13 protein-coding genes are annotated in these 15,550 nt (G+C 45.9%); 5 read left to right on the forward strand and 8 right to left on the reverse strand.

All coding sequences use genetic code 11. The annotated features are described in order from the left end of the window. Positions 1 to 607 precede the first annotated feature (607 nt). Positions 608 to 2,545 (reverse strand): serine/threonine-protein kinase, encoded by a 1,938-nt coding sequence (locus tag QUA27_RS22575; protein ID WP_333070686.1) that lies wholly within the window; start codon positions 2,543 to 2,545, stop codon positions 608 to 610. A 497-nt stretch (positions 2,546 to 3,042) separates the two neighbouring features. Between QUA27_RS22575 and QUA27_RS22580 the strand changes: the two genes are divergently transcribed. Together QUA27_RS22580 and QUA27_RS22585 are read left to right on the forward strand one after the other, a co-directional pair. Next, complete coding sequence (locus QUA27_RS22580) at positions 3,043 to 3,525, forward strand: 2Fe-2S iron-sulfur cluster-binding protein (protein ID WP_006635922.1); 483 nt, start codon at positions 3,043 to 3,045, stop codon at positions 3,523 to 3,525. A gap of 38 nt (positions 3,526 to 3,563) precedes the next feature. Then, a complete protein-coding gene (locus QUA27_RS22585) occupies positions 3,564 to 4,034 on the forward strand; it encodes a bilin-binding protein (protein ID WP_333070689.1) in 471 nt (156 codons plus the stop codon). Positions 4,035 to 4,051: 17 nt separating this feature from the next. On the opposite strand, the gene QUA27_RS22590 is transcribed toward QUA27_RS22585, so the two are convergent. The 5 genes from QUA27_RS22590 to QUA27_RS22610 all read right to left on the reverse strand — a co-directional run bounded on the left by QUA27_RS22590 (position 4,052) and on the right by QUA27_RS22610 (position 7,892). Beyond that, positions 4,052 to 5,218, reverse strand: coding sequence for a pentapeptide repeat-containing protein (locus QUA27_RS22590; RefSeq protein ID WP_333070691.1), 1,167 nt, complete (start codon positions 5,216 to 5,218; stop codon positions 4,052 to 4,054). A gap of 242 nt (positions 5,219 to 5,460) precedes the next feature. Further along, entirely contained in the window at positions 5,461 to 6,123 is a 663-nt protein-coding gene (locus tag QUA27_RS22595; protein WP_333070693.1) for a V4R domain-containing protein, read from the reverse strand. Between the two features lie 64 nt (positions 6,124 to 6,187). Beyond that, a complete protein-coding gene (locus tag QUA27_RS22600) occupies positions 6,188 to 6,658 on the reverse strand; it encodes a bilin-binding protein (protein WP_333070695.1) in 471 nt (156 codons plus the stop codon). Positions 6,659 to 6,828: 170 nt separating this feature from the next. Further along, positions 6,829 to 7,095, reverse strand: coding sequence for a hypothetical protein (locus QUA27_RS22605; protein WP_333042386.1), 267 nt, complete (start codon positions 7,093 to 7,095; stop codon positions 6,829 to 6,831). Between the two features lie 95 nt (positions 7,096 to 7,190). Continuing rightward, positions 7,191 to 7,892: a V4R domain-containing protein gene (locus QUA27_RS22610; RefSeq protein WP_333070697.1), complete on the reverse strand. Its 702-nt coding sequence runs from the start codon at positions 7,890 to 7,892 to the stop codon at positions 7,191 to 7,193. A 280-nt stretch (positions 7,893 to 8,172) separates the two neighbouring features. Between QUA27_RS22610 and QUA27_RS22615 the strand changes: the two genes are divergently transcribed. The 3 genes from QUA27_RS22615 to QUA27_RS22625 all read left to right on the forward strand — a co-directional run bounded on the left by QUA27_RS22615 (position 8,173) and on the right by QUA27_RS22625 (position 12,601). Next, complete coding sequence (locus tag QUA27_RS22615) at positions 8,173 to 10,005, forward strand: caspase family protein (RefSeq protein WP_333070698.1); 1,833 nt, start codon at positions 8,173 to 8,175, stop codon at positions 10,003 to 10,005. Between the two features lie 1,488 nt (positions 10,006 to 11,493). Next, a complete protein-coding gene (locus tag QUA27_RS22620; RefSeq protein ID WP_006635912.1) occupies positions 11,494 to 11,718 on the forward strand; it encodes a hypothetical protein in 225 nt (74 codons plus the stop codon). 631 nt (positions 11,719 to 12,349) lie between these two features. Then, positions 12,350 to 12,601: a TIGR02450 family Trp-rich protein gene (locus tag QUA27_RS22625; RefSeq protein ID WP_333070700.1), complete on the forward strand. Its 252-nt coding sequence runs from the start codon at positions 12,350 to 12,352 to the stop codon at positions 12,599 to 12,601. A 489-nt stretch (positions 12,602 to 13,090) separates the two neighbouring features. Here the strand turns inward: QUA27_RS22625 and QUA27_RS22630 are convergent, their stop codons facing one another. Both QUA27_RS22630 and galT read right to left on the reverse strand, forming a co-directional pair. Next, positions 13,091 to 14,191: a M24 family metallopeptidase gene (locus QUA27_RS22630; RefSeq protein WP_333070701.1), complete on the reverse strand. Its 1,101-nt coding sequence runs from the start codon at positions 14,189 to 14,191 to the stop codon at positions 13,091 to 13,093. 93 nt (positions 14,192 to 14,284) lie between these two features. Next, a complete protein-coding gene (gene galT / locus QUA27_RS22635; protein WP_333070703.1) occupies positions 14,285 to 15,370 on the reverse strand; it encodes a galactose-1-phosphate uridylyltransferase in 1,086 nt (361 codons plus the stop codon). Between the last annotated feature and the right edge of the window lie 180 nt (positions 15,371 to 15,550).

The raw sequence follows: 15,550 nt of genomic DNA on the forward strand, positions 1-15,550 counted from the left end.
ATTCTTTTTTCTAGGTTCAGTTTTTTGCCTTGAGTTCGCGGTTGTTTGAACCGCCTCTCTTCTGGCGCTTTATTAATGTATCAACTCTCCCCAGAGTTGTCAAGCGTTTTGCGAAAATATTTTTGACTTTGTTTTGAACCTATACCCACCAAGGGTTTCGGCTCTTACACCACGATCCGACATCCTCTGGCTGACTCCTCTTTTAACTATGGGGTCTTTTTTTTGAGCAAAATACGGCTTTTGCCCTGACAATCTCCCGCGCCTAGGTAGAAGCACTCCGTGGTTCAACATGATGATGGGGCTTACTTGGAGTATAGGTAAGGCAAGGTTAGAGTGTAAGGTGTGAGGCTGCATCATGGGGTTAGGATGACAGAAGCAGGCTGGTGCATGAGTAATATATATGTAAGTCGTGTCTGCATTTCTTGGACTTTACTGAGGGACGTTTGGGTCTCAGATTGAGCCGATCGCTCTTAACAATTCCTCTGATTCCAAATCCAGAAGTTGACACGACACGGTACTTTAACCGTGAGCAAACTCCCAGGAATCGATCGCCGGCAAATAAACTCTCCTGAATTACACCCCGAAACTCCTTCAGTTACCGCAGTTATCAGCCTTTGATGAGCGAGCGCGAGTTGGTTTCCTCAACATCTACATCTAAAAAGTGCAAGTGACTCTCTTCCTCAGTATTGACAGCAATCACCAAACCTCTATTCCCCCAAGGAGCTATCGCCCGGGGTGAGGCGGGGCTGCTAAAATTCCCTACTTGAATCCCTTGACTGTTTAACACTTCTATCTGCCCCCCAACATCTGCCAACACCCATCCCCAATTAGCCACACAAGCAGACACGGGCAAACTTTCAAGGGGAATTCGCGCCACCTTGAGCGGCCACAATTTCATCAACAGCACCGCCGCTTTACCACCTTGGGGAATTCCCAGCAAAGTATAAGGCTCAGGTGTCAACAGTATCTGTCCGACGCTGGCAGACAACCGCACAGAACCCACCGGCGTGCCGCGGCGAGTGTAAACTCTAAAAATAGTTTGGGGATTTTTTGGTTCGTTGTCCGGCCAAACTGCTAAGACGTGTCGCCGATCCAAAAAAATTAATTCTGGCAAATAATGTTCCGGTAACGGCACAGTAGCGATCAGCTTCAAGGCTTTTTCCCGATCGCCCGCACTGCTGTTTCGAGCTAAAGAATAAAAACGCAGTTCGCCCGGAACCGCTACTGTCAACCAGTGACCGTGAGGGTCAACAGCAGCTTTTAAAGCATCTGGACCTTGCCTCAAACCCATATCAAGCAGGCACTGAGGCTCCCAAGAGTCTTCATTGAGCCAGTAAAGTTTTTGCGGAGTGAGAACGCAGCAGCCGTGGGAAACAGGTAAAATGCCGCGCACGATTTCCGGCATTAATGAAATAGAAGTAGACATTTCTCCTGTAACTAGCTGTTTTCCCGGCTGAGACCAAACCTTTACCTCTGTGCCTACAGCAGAATAGAGATACGTTTCAGTGGCAATTAAAGCGGTCAACGGTGCTGGAAGTATCAGTGGCTTGGGCTGGGAAAGCGAATAGCGCACAGTCCCAAGTAAATTAATCGCCGACAGTGATGCTTTTTCCTCTTCAACTTCTAGCAAAGACTCAGTTTCAGACTTCAGACTTTTATCACCACTCGTTGTGGGGCTTTCCCAGGGAATAATGCAGTCGCCCAATTGCCTGACAGCGGGGTCGTACATGATCAGTCGCAGAGCTTGAGCCATTTGGGAAGCACTGGCAAAACGGCGGGCTGGCAGCTTTTCTAAAGATTTTTTGACTATTGCTTGCAAAGGTTCGGGGATGGCGTCGGGAAATTGCAAGCGCTGATTCAGGTGCGCCCACCTCAAGTCTCCGGGGGTTCCCCCGAAAGGACGGTAGCCCATTAGCAATTCAAACAGCAGAATTCCTACTGCATATATATCTGACATCGGGGAAAAAAGACCGTAAAACCGCTCAGGGGCCATGTAAGCGGGGGAACCTACGGTAGCGTCGGGAGAAATTTCTTGGTGGAGGCGAGTGGTACCAATTTCTGGCAGCCGACGCGCGATGCCAAAGTCAGAAAGCCGAGGCGACCAACCTTTTGCTCCTAAAGTTAGGAGGATATTTTCGGGTTTGATGTCGCAGTGAACTACGCCTCGGCGGTGGGCGTAGTCTAAGCCTGCTAAAACTTCCATAACTAGCTGTAAACCTTCGAGCAGACGCAAGGGGCGGTCTTGTTTGAGCAGGTTGCGGAGGGTTCCTCCCTCGCAGTAATCCATAACCAAGTACCTGCCTGTAGCTGTGTGTTCTAGAGCTCGGCAGGTAACAATATTGGGGTGCTGCAAGGTGATCAGAAACCACAATTCTCGTAAGAATTCGCTAGTTGGGGCTTTCTGATGACTAAGTTCTTTGAGAGCAACCAGTTGGCTGGTGAGGCGGGAGTCCTGGGCGGGAGCTTCTCGAACGCTGGCACAAAAGACTCGACCAAATTGTCCTTGTCCGACTAGCCCTAAAATGCGGTACTTAGAATGTTGCATCGGTCTAATTATAGAAAAAGCTTGAGCTAGTATTAAAATATGTAAATAATTCTGACAAAAATTCAAATTTTTGAATCGCTCGCCAGGTACACCCTATGTTATCTCAGGTTCATTCTCAGCCTCCTTGAGAGCGATCGCACACTCGCTACTAAAATCCTTGAGCTTCGGAATCACTATCAATCTTGCCGAATGCCGGTACCCGATCTGGAACTACCTGTGGCTGCTATTTTAGTCGATCGCGACTATTACAGTTTTTTCAATGCCATCCAGAAAGTATCTAAGGTTTTAGCTTTTCAAGGCTAAGCTGGGGAATCGGGGCGAGGAAACAGCAATGACCAAAACAGAAGTGCGGTTATGCCATAGGGGTTAGAGAGCCAGAAGCCGATGCTGTCGTCAAGGCATCTTAACCTTTTTAAGTGCTCGCCAATTTTTTTTGCGATTTGAATAAGTTGATCGTAACTTGCTAAATACTGAACTTGACAGGAGCAAACATCAATATGGTTAAAATTATTAAACTAGATCCAATTGCGGAGGAAATAGCAGTCGAAACGCGATCAAATATACTGTCTGCCTTACTTTCCAAAGACTTAGACGTTCTCAAGGAATGCGGGGGGCGGGGAATGTGCGCTACCTGCCATGTTTACATTAAAGAAGGCATGGAAGGCTTGTCGGACATGAACCGCCGCGAGAGAAGAACGTTGGAAGTCATTACTACGGCTAAAGCCAATTCGCGACTTGCTTGTCAGGCTCAAATTATGGGCGAGGGTGTGGTTGTACAGTTGCCTGCGGGGATGTATATTAATGCTATTGAAAATGTCGAAGCTCTGATCGGCCGCCGGGCCCAGCAAGATTTATTACACCCAATTACGGGTCAAGTAGTTGTAGAATCAGGTAAGTTAATTACTCGTTCTATCGTTACACAGCTTAATGAAACCCGCTTTCAAGTAGGACAGTATTTAGTTCGGACTAAAGAAGCTTAAAACTGATATGTTTGTATTTTAGTAGTAGAGAAAAATCTATGTTGAGCCAACTTGCGCGTTTGAGCATGGAAGCAGACGGACGCTACGCCAGTGCAGAAGAACTCCAATTTTTGAAAGACTACTTTCAGTCTTTGAATCACCGGATGAGTGCTTATAAAAAAATTCAAGCCTCTGAAACAGAAATTATGCGGCAAGTGGAAGCACAAATGCTGTCTCTAGACCCTAGTTTATTTCGGCGGGGGGCTAACGATGTCACTGAAAAGTGCCGTGGAGATATTGTGCGGGTGTTGAGGCATTCGGCGGCAGCACTATTGATTAATGATACGGAACGATTGCGCGATCGGCTACTACTGTGGTTGCAAACTATTTTAGGCGCTGTTCAAGTTAGAAATAGTGCAACCGTGACCTACGATGTGATGAAAAAGGTGCTTAAACAATATCTCACAGTGGAAGAAAGGAATCTATTTTTTCCGATTCTGGACATCAACCGCACTTTACTAGGCAAATAATCAAGGGGGTTGACAAGTTAACGCCGATAAACTGTACCGTTAGGAAGAGTGGCTCCAATCAACTTCGCTCCCGTCAAATCCGCCTCAGTGAGAATGGCTCCCCGGAGGTTGGCTCCTGTCAAGTCAGCTTTCTGCAAGTTGGCTTTACTCAGGTTAGCTTTGCTCAAGTTAATTTCATGCAGACAAGAATTAGACAGGTCGGCATTGATCAGGTAGGCTAGACTCAAGTTGGCTTTGCTGAGGTTGGCCCCGCTCAAGTTAGCTTCCATCAGATAAGCACCGCTTAAGTTGGCTTCGTTCAACAATGCCTCTGCCATATTAATTCCAGTTAAAAGTTTGCGGCTCAAGTCTACACCGCTGAGGTCGGCCCCGCTGAGGTTAATACCGCTTAAGTGGCTGCCATTCAAAGTAATGTTTCTCAGGTAGGTTTTGCTGAGGTCTGCTTTGCACAAATTGGCTCTATCCAAGCAAGCTTCGCTAAGGTCTGATCCAATCAAGCACGCGCCGTTTAAATAGGCTTGAGTGAGGTTAGCTCGCCTGAGATTAGCTTTTAAAAGGTTGGCTTTGCTGAGGTTAGCACGGGTTAAGTTGGCTCCGGCTAGGTTGGCTTTGGATAATTCGGCTCCCGTGAGCTGTGCTTCGGTCAAGTCTGCCTCTTTCAGACTCGCTAGACTTAAGTAAGCATCTTTGAAGTTTGCCCCGTTGAGATTGGCTTTAATCAAATATGCTTTATTAAGATTGGCCTCGGTGAGAACGGCTTTGGTCAGATTAGCGGCGCTCATATCTGCACCTATGAGATTAGCATTGGGAAGATTTGCTCCGGTCAGGTTTGCCCAATTCAGATGAGAGCCGGCTAGGTTGGCGCCGGTGAAATTGGCTCCGATGAGATTGGCGCCGCTGAGACTGGCTGCCATGAGGTTGGCGCCGGTAAGATTGGCTCCGCTGAGGTCAGCTTTGCTGAGATTGGCTCGGCTCAGATGGGCTTTGGTGAGGTCGGCCCCGCTGAGGTTCGCACCGATTAAGTAGGGTCGTTGCTGGTGTTGGTTGAGGTTGGCCAAAATTAGAGTTGGGGCATCGCTGGAACGGTATAAATCGATCGGACTCAACACAATGCCGCGCAGATTTGCCAGTCTAAAATCTCTTTCGCCGGCTGCATATCGAGTTAGAAGTTCATTGGCGTCCATTAAGTTCTAGCAAAATGTTTGAGGTTTTGATGGCTTTTAAATTTTATGAGTTTCTAGAGTAAGTTATGAAGTTTCTAGCTGCTAGTTCTCATCAGGTTTTATTTGAATTGCTAAAACCTTATTTTTAAACTCACGAGCTTTTTTATAATTTAACTCACAGTTTTGATGATACGGTCGATAATATGGCTGCCCAAAAATCGATTTGACAGCTATTAACCACAAAGTAATAGCTGTCAAATAAGTCAGTTTTTTTGAAAAAGTTGACTGAGAATAGCTTCATGGTCTTTTCCTTCTTCGACCATAGAATCTGCTGGTTGGAGGCGATCGCGCAGCCCTAAAATAAAGCGGTTGCAGTCCGCACCCAATGATTCGCAGGAGGTTTGCAGGCAGTGGAGTTCTCGACCTGTGAGCTGACTAAAGAACGAACTTAAAATACCTGCTTCTAGAAAACAGGCTGGTCGCTTAGACTTGGGGGCTGTTTTAGCAAAAAGAGAGTTAGCAATTTTTACTATTAAAAATCCCTGTTCGGAATAGCTGGGGTCAAGCTCAAATGTTCCCCATCCATGAGTTTTCCAACACTGCTGCAAGGACTGAAGAAATTCTACCATTTCCATTTCAGAAACTGGCTGACCGTAGTATTCGCTGACTTCTTCGCAAAAACGCACGTAGAAGTTTTTACCCCACCAGCGACCGCAGTTGAAAAGCACAAGGCGGGAGGCTTGACCTGTTTCTTGTTCTAAGCCAATATAAATAGCTTGAATCAGTGTTTCTGGGAGTGCTAAAAGCCGATCGCCCCGGCGGTTTTCGAGGAGACCGAGTTCAAGGTCGCCTCGGACGTAGGCATCGCTAGCAAAGTAGTTTCCAGGGAGTCGGGGCTGTTTGAGTAAGTCGGCAATATTAATCATCGGAAATTGGGAATTGGGAATCGGGGATTGGAAATTAGAAATTGGAAATTGGGAAGAAAGCAGATTATTTATTATCTTGGTCAATAATAATTGACTGTGCTTGGTCGAAAAATGGTTGCAATATAGCCCGGGCTTGCTCGGAAAGCAATTCTTTTAAACGAGTTTGCAGCAGATTGCTAACAGTTGCTTCGATTTTTTGAGTTTGGTGGGCTTCAACTATACCGGAAAGCCAATCTACAAGGCGCTGTTCGAGAAATTTTTGATCGTTCAGCAGCATAGCCATAGCGCAGTACCGCAAGACTAAAACCCAGTGTTTGAGCGATCGTTCTAAGGTTTCTTGTTTTTCGTCGGGGAACGTTTCTTGTAGTTTGTTGGCTACTGGTTGGAAGATGCTTGCTTCCTTCTCTCGCAAAAATTCGTAAATTTTTAAGCGCTGGACAAGGGTTACAGCTTGACGCTTAAAAGCTATGAGTTCTTCGCCTTTTAAAAAGCGGTTTTCTGCCTGATCCAGCAGCGCCTCAATCTCAGGGTGCATGATTTTAATTAAGTGGTAATCGGTAATTGATAAAAGGAAGGAAGTTTGGCAACGAGCAATGTACGGGATTTAACGGATTTAACTAATGGATTTTGAGGGATGAGAAAACAGGGGTGAGGGAAGATGGATGAGGGATTGCCCTATTTTTTATTTTCTATTCCCTACACAGATTAAAACAGATCGAATAGGTCATCAATGGTGACTTCTGCTTGTTCAGAAATAGAAATTACTGGCAAGGGTGGCGGTAGGGGTAGGGCACCTACTTCCGGAATTCCTTCCCAAGAAATAGCTTGAAAAAAGTCTGCTACTGGCTGGGTTAAACTCAGAAGTTGACCGGGGGTCGAGCCATTTGGGGTTTCTAAAGATTTTCCCAGCCAATTATAGTGACCAAAGAATTCTTGGACAGATTGGTCCAACCATGAAGTTTGACTTTTCATCTTTACTTCCTGCCTGGATAAATCCACCATCGCACTTTCGATCGCGAAATTGGTGGGAGGAAAGGCAGGGCAGGGGATGTGCCTTTCCAGGTTGTTTACCGCAATATTTCACCGTGTTGCAGTCGATTTTGAATATCGCGGGCGTTGGCACCTTCGTTGAGCCAGAATGCTGCTGCATCAATTTTATCTGGGTTGCCAAGCAGGAACTTGCAATAGGTTTCTCCCATTGAGTAACATTGGAGTTCTATGCAGCTCAGAGGCTTTTTGACTAAAGAGCCAAAGAAACCGGCGAACAAACCGGCGTATAGGTGACAAACTGGTTTGCCTACGTCTCCCAATGTGCGAGCAACTGCTGAGTCAAAGAGGTTGATGAAGATGCAGCCGTGTTTGCGATCGCTCATGTCCACTTCCCAGCGACCCCAACCTTGAGCCGTGAAAGGCCACCACCAAGTTTCTAGCAGAAACATGAGATTTGACTGGCGAATGTTCTGGCTGTATTCGGCACTAAACCATTTTTGAAAAAATTCGGAATCTTGAAGTCCCCACTGGCAACCAATAGTATACATGATGACAGAGGACGCGGGGCCGACTTCTTCTTCGAGCCCCTCCACCAAACCGATAATGAAGTCTTCGCTGGTAAAAATGTTGCGCGACTCATTCCAGTCGTCAATTGTACCCATCTGGCGATCGAAGGCAAAAAAATCCTGAAACCTATAGTGGCTGTGAGTTTTAGGATGCTTTTGCTTCAGTAGCGATTCGTTGTGGGGGGAGATTTCTTTTTTGGCGGTAGAGACCATTGGCGGGTTATTCCTTTTTGGTGTAGTTTGGTGAAAATTAGAGTCAAATAGACTGGCCTGTGTATCCAATTTAACTTTATTTTTCTAAAGGCAGGCACAGGGTATAATTTTTTACTAATATATAAAAATTAAAAATTCTAAGATCTAAATTTGGGGGCTTGTTGGGAGTTCTGCCTTCGGACAACTGGTCTCTGAGTGCTGGCGAAAGTGGGTATAACCTTAAACGGCTATGTGTTATCTTTTGTGCAAGCTGTCCACTATATATATAGGGCATATGGGGATGAAAAATCACGCTTGTATTGCAATAGGCATCAATCAATATCAGTTACTCCAGCCTTTGAGTTATGCCCAAGAGGATGCAGAGGCGCTGTACGGTTTTTTGACTGAGGAGGCGGGTTTTGCGCCGGATGGATGTCTGCTGATGACCGATAGCTCGCCGTCGCTGTGGGGTCAATCTACATATCCAAATCGGGAAAATATTCTGAGATTGACCAAAAGCCTCTGCGCGGAACATGTGCAACAGGGAGATTTACTCTGGTGTTTTTTTAGCGGCTACGGTGTCAGCTATGAAGGTAAGGATTATTTGATGCCAGTTGACGGCAATCCGGCTGACATTAAGGGTACGGGGATTCCGGTAGAGTTGCTGTTGAATACTCTGAAAAACGCTCCTACGGAAACGGTATTGGTGCTGGTTGATATGAACCGCAGCCAGATTGTGAAAGCGGGGGAAACGATCGGCTCTCAAACGGTTGAGCTGGCGCGGGAACTGGAAATCCCAACGGTGCTTTCTTGCCGCCCGAATCAAGTTTCGCGGGAAACTTCGGCTTTGCGTCAGGGGTTTTTTACGACGGCGCTTTTGGAGGGGCTACGTTCGGGACAGTGCATGACCATTAAGGGTTTAGACCGTTTTTTGAGCGATCGACTGCCGGAGCTGTGTGACCACCATTTGCGTCCGAAACAAGAACCTTTGATGGTAGTGAATCCTCCAGGAAAGGCTAATTTGGTGATTTTGCCGGATGCTTCAGGGGTACCAACTGCTGCGTTGGCCGGACGCAACGGCAATATGACGGTTGGTACGGCTGATGGGTTCGATCGCCCGCAAATGGCGACGGCTACGGCTAGAATGGATCTGCCTCCGGCAGTTCGCAACGCTCAGGATTCGTCGGTTGAGATGCCGCCTGTGTCGCAACCAAATGCTGTGGCCGCTGCCGATCGGGGGGGCGATCGACCGAACTTGCAACAGCCGGAGGATGAGCATAACGGGGGATCGGATAAGTCATTTTTGCAGCAGCTAGTTTTGTGGAGTTCAGCTACGGCTTTGGTGCTGCTGTTAGGGGTTTTTGTCACGAACAAATCAATTTTTATTGGCCAGCAAGAAGGAGATCCTCGATTGCCTGCTAAAAATGCCCAAAACTCTGGATCTCAAAAATTTACTGGTACTGGGGGGTCGCAGAACCAACCGCGGACGGTGCAAGCAGCGACTGGAACCAAGCAGCCACCATCGAGCCAGCAGGTGTGGGCTGAGGCGAAAACTTTCCTCAAGGATGGTTCGGCTTCTAGTTTTAATAAAGCAGTGGTTAAGGCTCGAACGATTCCGCCTAGCGATCCGCTCTACCCCCAGGCTCAGCAGGATATTGAGCGCTGGAGTTTGACAATTTTGGATATAGCTAACGGGCGGGCTGCTCGGGGCGATTTCCAGGGGGCGATCGGCGCGGCTAAATTGATGCCGGATGTCAATCAGCCTGTTTACAATCAGTCGAAACAGGCGATCGCTCAGTGGGAGGAGCTATCCAAAGACCAGGATGTAAATATTGCTTTGCTAGCGGCTGCTAAGGGTCAAATTAAGCGGGGGGTTGCATCTTCTTACAGTAAAGGCATCCAGCAAGCTAATAAAATTGAACCCGGTCAGCCGAAGTATGAAGAAGCTCAACAGTTAATTGGAGCCTGGAGCGAAAGTATTCTCAAAATTGCTCAGTTGCGCGGCTCCCAAGGAAAGCTGAAAGAGGCAGTTGAAGCTGCTTCGCTGGTGCCGTCAGGTACTAAGAGTTATCAGCAGGCTCAGAAGGATATCGCCAATTGGAAAACTAAGCTTCAACGCCAGAAAAAAGGTTGATTTAGTTGATAATTTCTCGGTTTCCCACCGGGAAATTATCTTAGCGACTGGCCAACATGGATCTTTGGCTTGATGGATATCTCTTGATACTGCAAAAACAGATCTACACATCGATAATTTAAAACCAATAATTTTATTCACCATTTCCCCTCCCCAGCTTCTGGGCGAGGGGATTTTATATGCCGCCTGGTCGGTTTGTTTTTGTAGAGTGAAAGAGAGCGTATGAGCTGGTTAATTTGGGCTGCATAATAGTGGGATAATGTTGATTTTTTTGTGGAAGGGCCCATGAGACCGAAGGCGTGTATTTTCAAAGCAGGCGGGACGCCTAACCCTACTCACCACAATAACCCTCAAATTGTGCAACGCCGATCAATTAATATCTTTAATTAACGTCCATAGTTTCCTAAACCTGCGACTTCATCGTCAAAATTGAGTTTTTCAACCATAAAAATAGCTGTAAATATATAGTTTAATTATAAATTTTTCCTAAAATAGTTAATGGTAATAGCAAATTTAAACATTTGATTTTGGTATTTTCTTACGTAGGCTTATTAGCTTTATCTATAATTAATTTCAACTTAATTGACAGCAAATAGGGCTACATATAATTGCTATATAATGCAAATGGTTAAGGCAAAATAGACTAAAATAATCGGGTAGGCAGAGTTAATTTGTTTATCCCTCTTTGTGGGCTATTAGGATCACTCGACGGAGGGAAAACTGTTTAAAATTGTGCTGTTTTTAAATTATTAGCAGTGACAGATATGTTCTGAATTATACAAAATGGGCTGTTACGGGCAATTATCGGGGAGAAGCGATCGCCCCCACTGGATTCAAGAAAAAGATTCACTGCCACACAGCACAAAATAGCTGGATTCGCAAGCTGCGAGTCTTCGTTGGCCCGGAGATCACAAAGCTGCCTTAATTAACACAAATAAGGGCTTTGCAAGAAAAATAAACAAATATTCCTTGAGAAAAAGAATAAGAACTTACTCGCTTATTGTAGCCCCGGTAACAACACGTATGCCTGAAGTTATAGTCCATAGCCAAGTCTACGGGACGATCTAAATCAATAGAGTGATTTGGCAGTGTCCGGGTGTTAAGAGGGGCGATCGAAGAGGAATGTTCCTTGAGCGATCGCTTCCCAATCGGTGAGTCTAAAACCTAGGAAGGGAAGGAGTTGGAGGCAATGCTGAACTTTTTGAGTTCAGGAGAGTAGCGTTAGCACTAAACTCTGCCGTATTGTGGAAATTGAGCCAAATTTGTAACAGTTCTTAACTATAAATAATTCTGTCAAAACTGCTAGCATAGTGACACTTTTGCTAGCAAAAACAGATAAAGTAAATAAAGTTGGCTAACTCTAGACGCCCCGATCCCCATCCTGGGGATGTTGAATCAATTTGATTCATACCAAGTGGTTTTAGAGTTACAATCGGAACCAAAGCATCGCTATTTAACTGAGTTCTTTACTTACTTTTACTTTCAGCTATGAACGTGGATTTTATCAAAGCCCAAGTCAGGTTGCTACAGGGTGCAAGTTCATCGGAGCGAGAAACCCTTATTAAAAACATCGGCGTCTGTGCTGGCGTGATCCGCCCCGGAGAGTACGTGACGCCACAACGGAAGCACGCTATCACTCTCTGGCTGCAAACAAATGCGGTTCGCCTCCGGCTTCCCCAACTTCCTCTGGACTTATCCGGCCAAAAGCCTTAACAGGGAAGTAATCAAGAGCTAGCGACAGAATCAAAGAAATTAGTCAATCTTACCTAAAAGTGCATTTTTATTGAGCTGTACAGGATCAATGAAACACGATTAAGATTGAAAAAATGTTTGTAGGGAAAGTTGGGCTCAAAAACACGCCTGTGGACAAGAAGCGGCTGACCGCCTTGGTAGAAGCAGGAAGTGAGCGTCAAACCTGCTCTCACAGTAGATTTGACTAAGTTTCACAGAACGGATTATTGTGCACAACTATAACCTGGGTTATTTGCTTTTAGATTTGAGATTCACAATTTAGCTAGTATTGGATAAATAGGCTATTTGTGGATCGCCTGAAAAATTATCCTATTCAATAGGTATAACTAATTACAGGGGCAGTCATTGAACTGCCCTTACTTTTGAACCCAGAGGGGGAAACGCTGCAAGTTACAATAAACGCATCTACTTGCAGATAGAGTTTAGGTGAACTCTCCTGTAAGCTGCAGCGGCTCTATATTATCTGTTATGTTCGAGAGAAGCGGAGAGGGGGAGAGGATTTGACGAGCTTTGATAGGGAATTAATATCATCAAACAGAACCAGTTATTACAATTCACTTGCTTTCTAATATATTTATTCCACAAAAATACTGTGAGCAAAAAACAAAAATTTCCTTATTTGGTAGGTTCCCGATGGACTTCACACCAAAAAACTTGGGGGTGGCGACACTTTCAAGTGGTCAACCGAAAAAACGAAGGTAAATGGGTATTTGCAGAAATGGTGGCGGCTTGCGATCCAAATGTGCGTTTTTGGCTGAACGCCGCACAGCTTAAAGACCGATCGCTCTGGCAAGCTGGATGGCAGTCTACCCAAGAATTAGAGGAATTAGAAGGTGCAGACTAAAAGACAGGGCTGTGGGGTAAAGTGATCGGAACTTCCGTCGCCTGCTCGCTATCGTTCCGATCCAAACCAATACGGAGTGAGACTTTCCCGGTTTGGGAAAATCTTTTACATAACTACAAGTCCTGGAAACCTTTATTGAGAAGCGCTTTTGCTGAAGTAAGTTGGTGGGAAAAATCATTAGTATGTAACAAAACATTAAGCACAGCGATCCGAACTCAATCTAATTCATTTTGTACCGTAAGCTGTTGTGCATTTAATTTGTATGTCGAGAGCGGGCAGGATGCCCACCCCACAAGAGGAAAAATTTATTTTACTATGCAATTTAACTGCGGATTAGCTTAGTGTAGTTTTTTTCTCTAAGCTGTTGCGCATTTAAATTGTATCTTCAGGGCGGGCGGGACACCCCACAAGACGTTTATTTTTTTGATAAATATTTTAAGTGCCACAACAGCTTAGAGGGATAAGTTAAATTGACTAACGTCTATCGTCTCATATTTCCAGCGGCACAGGGCGCAACCTTCCCGCTACTTCTACACTCGGCCAATTCGGATCAAAAGTCAAATTTTCTAACGTTCCATCGTTGTGAATTAAAAACGTATCCTCAATTTTTGCTCCAGACAAACTCGGATTCCAAGCCACAGCCATATTTTCTGCCAAAATATCTGAAGTAGCCGGATTCGCCACAATTTCTCGCGCCAAATATCCGGTAGTTCCGCCTTGATGGTGTTCCGCAATTGCTTGAGGATATCCGTGCTCTTCGTAAGCAGTTTTAAGCGTATCATAAACCGCATTCAGCGTTACTCCAGGCCGACACAAATTTAGCGCCGCTGCTTCAATTTCCCTGACTTGTCGGTGCAACTCGGAATGCTTTTCCCCAAGAAAATCAAAACAGACAAATCTGGTTAAATTTGCATACAAACCCCATCCCCTCGCGCAAAATACTAACATTGCTTGTCGTCCAATTTGTTCGGCAGTAGCTGTGGCGTGGCGGTACAGTGGTAAACGCCTTTCTCCAGCGACTAATGTCAAGGCTGGATGCAAACCTCTCGCCCACAAAGCCTCTGCACCGGCTCCCGCTAGCTGATATTCTGTCCATGTTGGTTTGGCTGCGGAAAGTACCTCTGTCATAGCTTCGCTGGCTAAACGCCCGACTCGCCGGTATCGTTCTAATTCACTGGACATCATTGTCTGTTTGCGAGACTGTAAAGATGCGATTATTGGCGTTTCTTTAGGATAAATTGGCCGATCGCTCATGACGTTACCGCCACCAGTAATTTCTTTAACAAAACCTTCGCGCTGTGCAACATCAGCCCAAGGATAGATGTACATTAGAAAGTTGGCTGGCAATTCCTCGTCTTGCAAGCGTTGAGCTTCGATTTCATCGGTGAGAACCCAAGCGTTCTCGGCAGTAATTAATATTTCTGCAACTCCGGTTTCTGCAGTTAGCAATACTGTATGGGAACCGCCGGCTGTGACCCAAGCAAACCAGTCAGTGCCTCGCAAGCGAAGGGCGATCGCTTTTGTTTCGGTTAAGGCTTTGCGGATGAATTCGAGTTTTAGATCGACTTCTTGATTTAATGAGTTTATCATTAGCTTTCTTGCATATAAATTGTATTTTTTGGGCGGGCGGGACGCCCACCCACAATAATTGCATCAAACTTTACTTGAAAATTTAAATGGGTTTCAGCTTATATTGACAGATACCGCTTGCAGTTCTTTAGCTTTTTCTTCGGGTAAAGCGTCATTTGCAAACATTCCGGCGGCGAGTTCGGTTCCTGCGAGGTATTTTAGCCGATCGCTCGATCGATAGGGCGGATAAAATTGGGCGTGCAAATGCGCTTCTGGATGCGGTTTCCCATCTGTGGGCCCTTGAAACCAAGCCATCAAATAAGGGAATGGGCGATGCCACAAACCGTCATATTTGAGGGTGACTGTTTTTAATGCTTTAGCGAGTGATTGACGCTGTTTTTCCGTCAAATCGATAAATGTAGCAGCGGGGGCGATCGGGGCAATCCACACTTCGTAAGGGTAGCGGGCACAAGCGGGAACAAAGGCGATCGCCTCTTCGTCTAAATAAATAATTCGCTGTTTGTCGGCAATCTCTTTTTGAATCAAATCTTGCAGCAAACCGCTACTGTTTTTTTGATAGTAAACCGATTGACATTCTAACATCCTTGCCGGCACCGGAGGCACGAACGGATAAGCGTAAATTTGACCGTGGGGATGGTGCAAAGTTACTCCGACTTCGACGCCACGATTTTCAAAGGGCAAGACGTATTCAATTTCGGGATTGCTGCCAATAACTGAAGTGCGATCGGCCCATACTTCTAACAGCAATTCCAAGTGAGATAACTCCAAAGCGCCCAAGGAAGCCAGCGGATCTTGAGTGAAAACAACGACTTCGCAAATGCCCTTGGCGGGCAAAGTTTCGACAATATTTGCAGGTGCATTTTTTGCTTGCAAAGTCATCGAGGGAAAGCGGTTGTCAAACACTGCTACATCGTAATCTCCCGGCGGCAATTCTGTCGGAAACTTAGGGTTAATTGTAGCTGCCAGCGGGTTGTATTCCGGCGGCGGCATGAAAGTTCTTCCCTGACGGTGGCTGGCGTATGCTACCCATTCCCCCCGCAAAGGATGCCAGCGAAAGTGGGGGTTTGCCTCTACGGGTTCATTGCTGGGACTTACGGCCGCGATACCTTCTGGGATTGGATAGCGGCTGTACAGTGTGAGTGGGCGGCCATCTGGTTTTAGCAATTTTTGGGCGTACATTTTTTGTAGGGGCGGGCGATCGCGTTTAATATATGTTAGGAGTATAACTTCGTGCTTTGAGAATCCGCCCCTACCTAAAGTCGCAAATTATGTTAACAAGTCTAGTTTGCAGTACCAATGTCAGCCTACCGTCTGCTATTGTGGAACGGGCCCCAGAGCCAGGATCTGGATTCAATTTAA

The sequence above is a fragment of the Microcoleus harperi Pol14_C6 genome (assembly GCF_036701295.1).
GTDB lineage: Bacteria > Cyanobacteriota > Cyanobacteriia > Cyanobacteriales > Microcoleaceae > Microcoleus.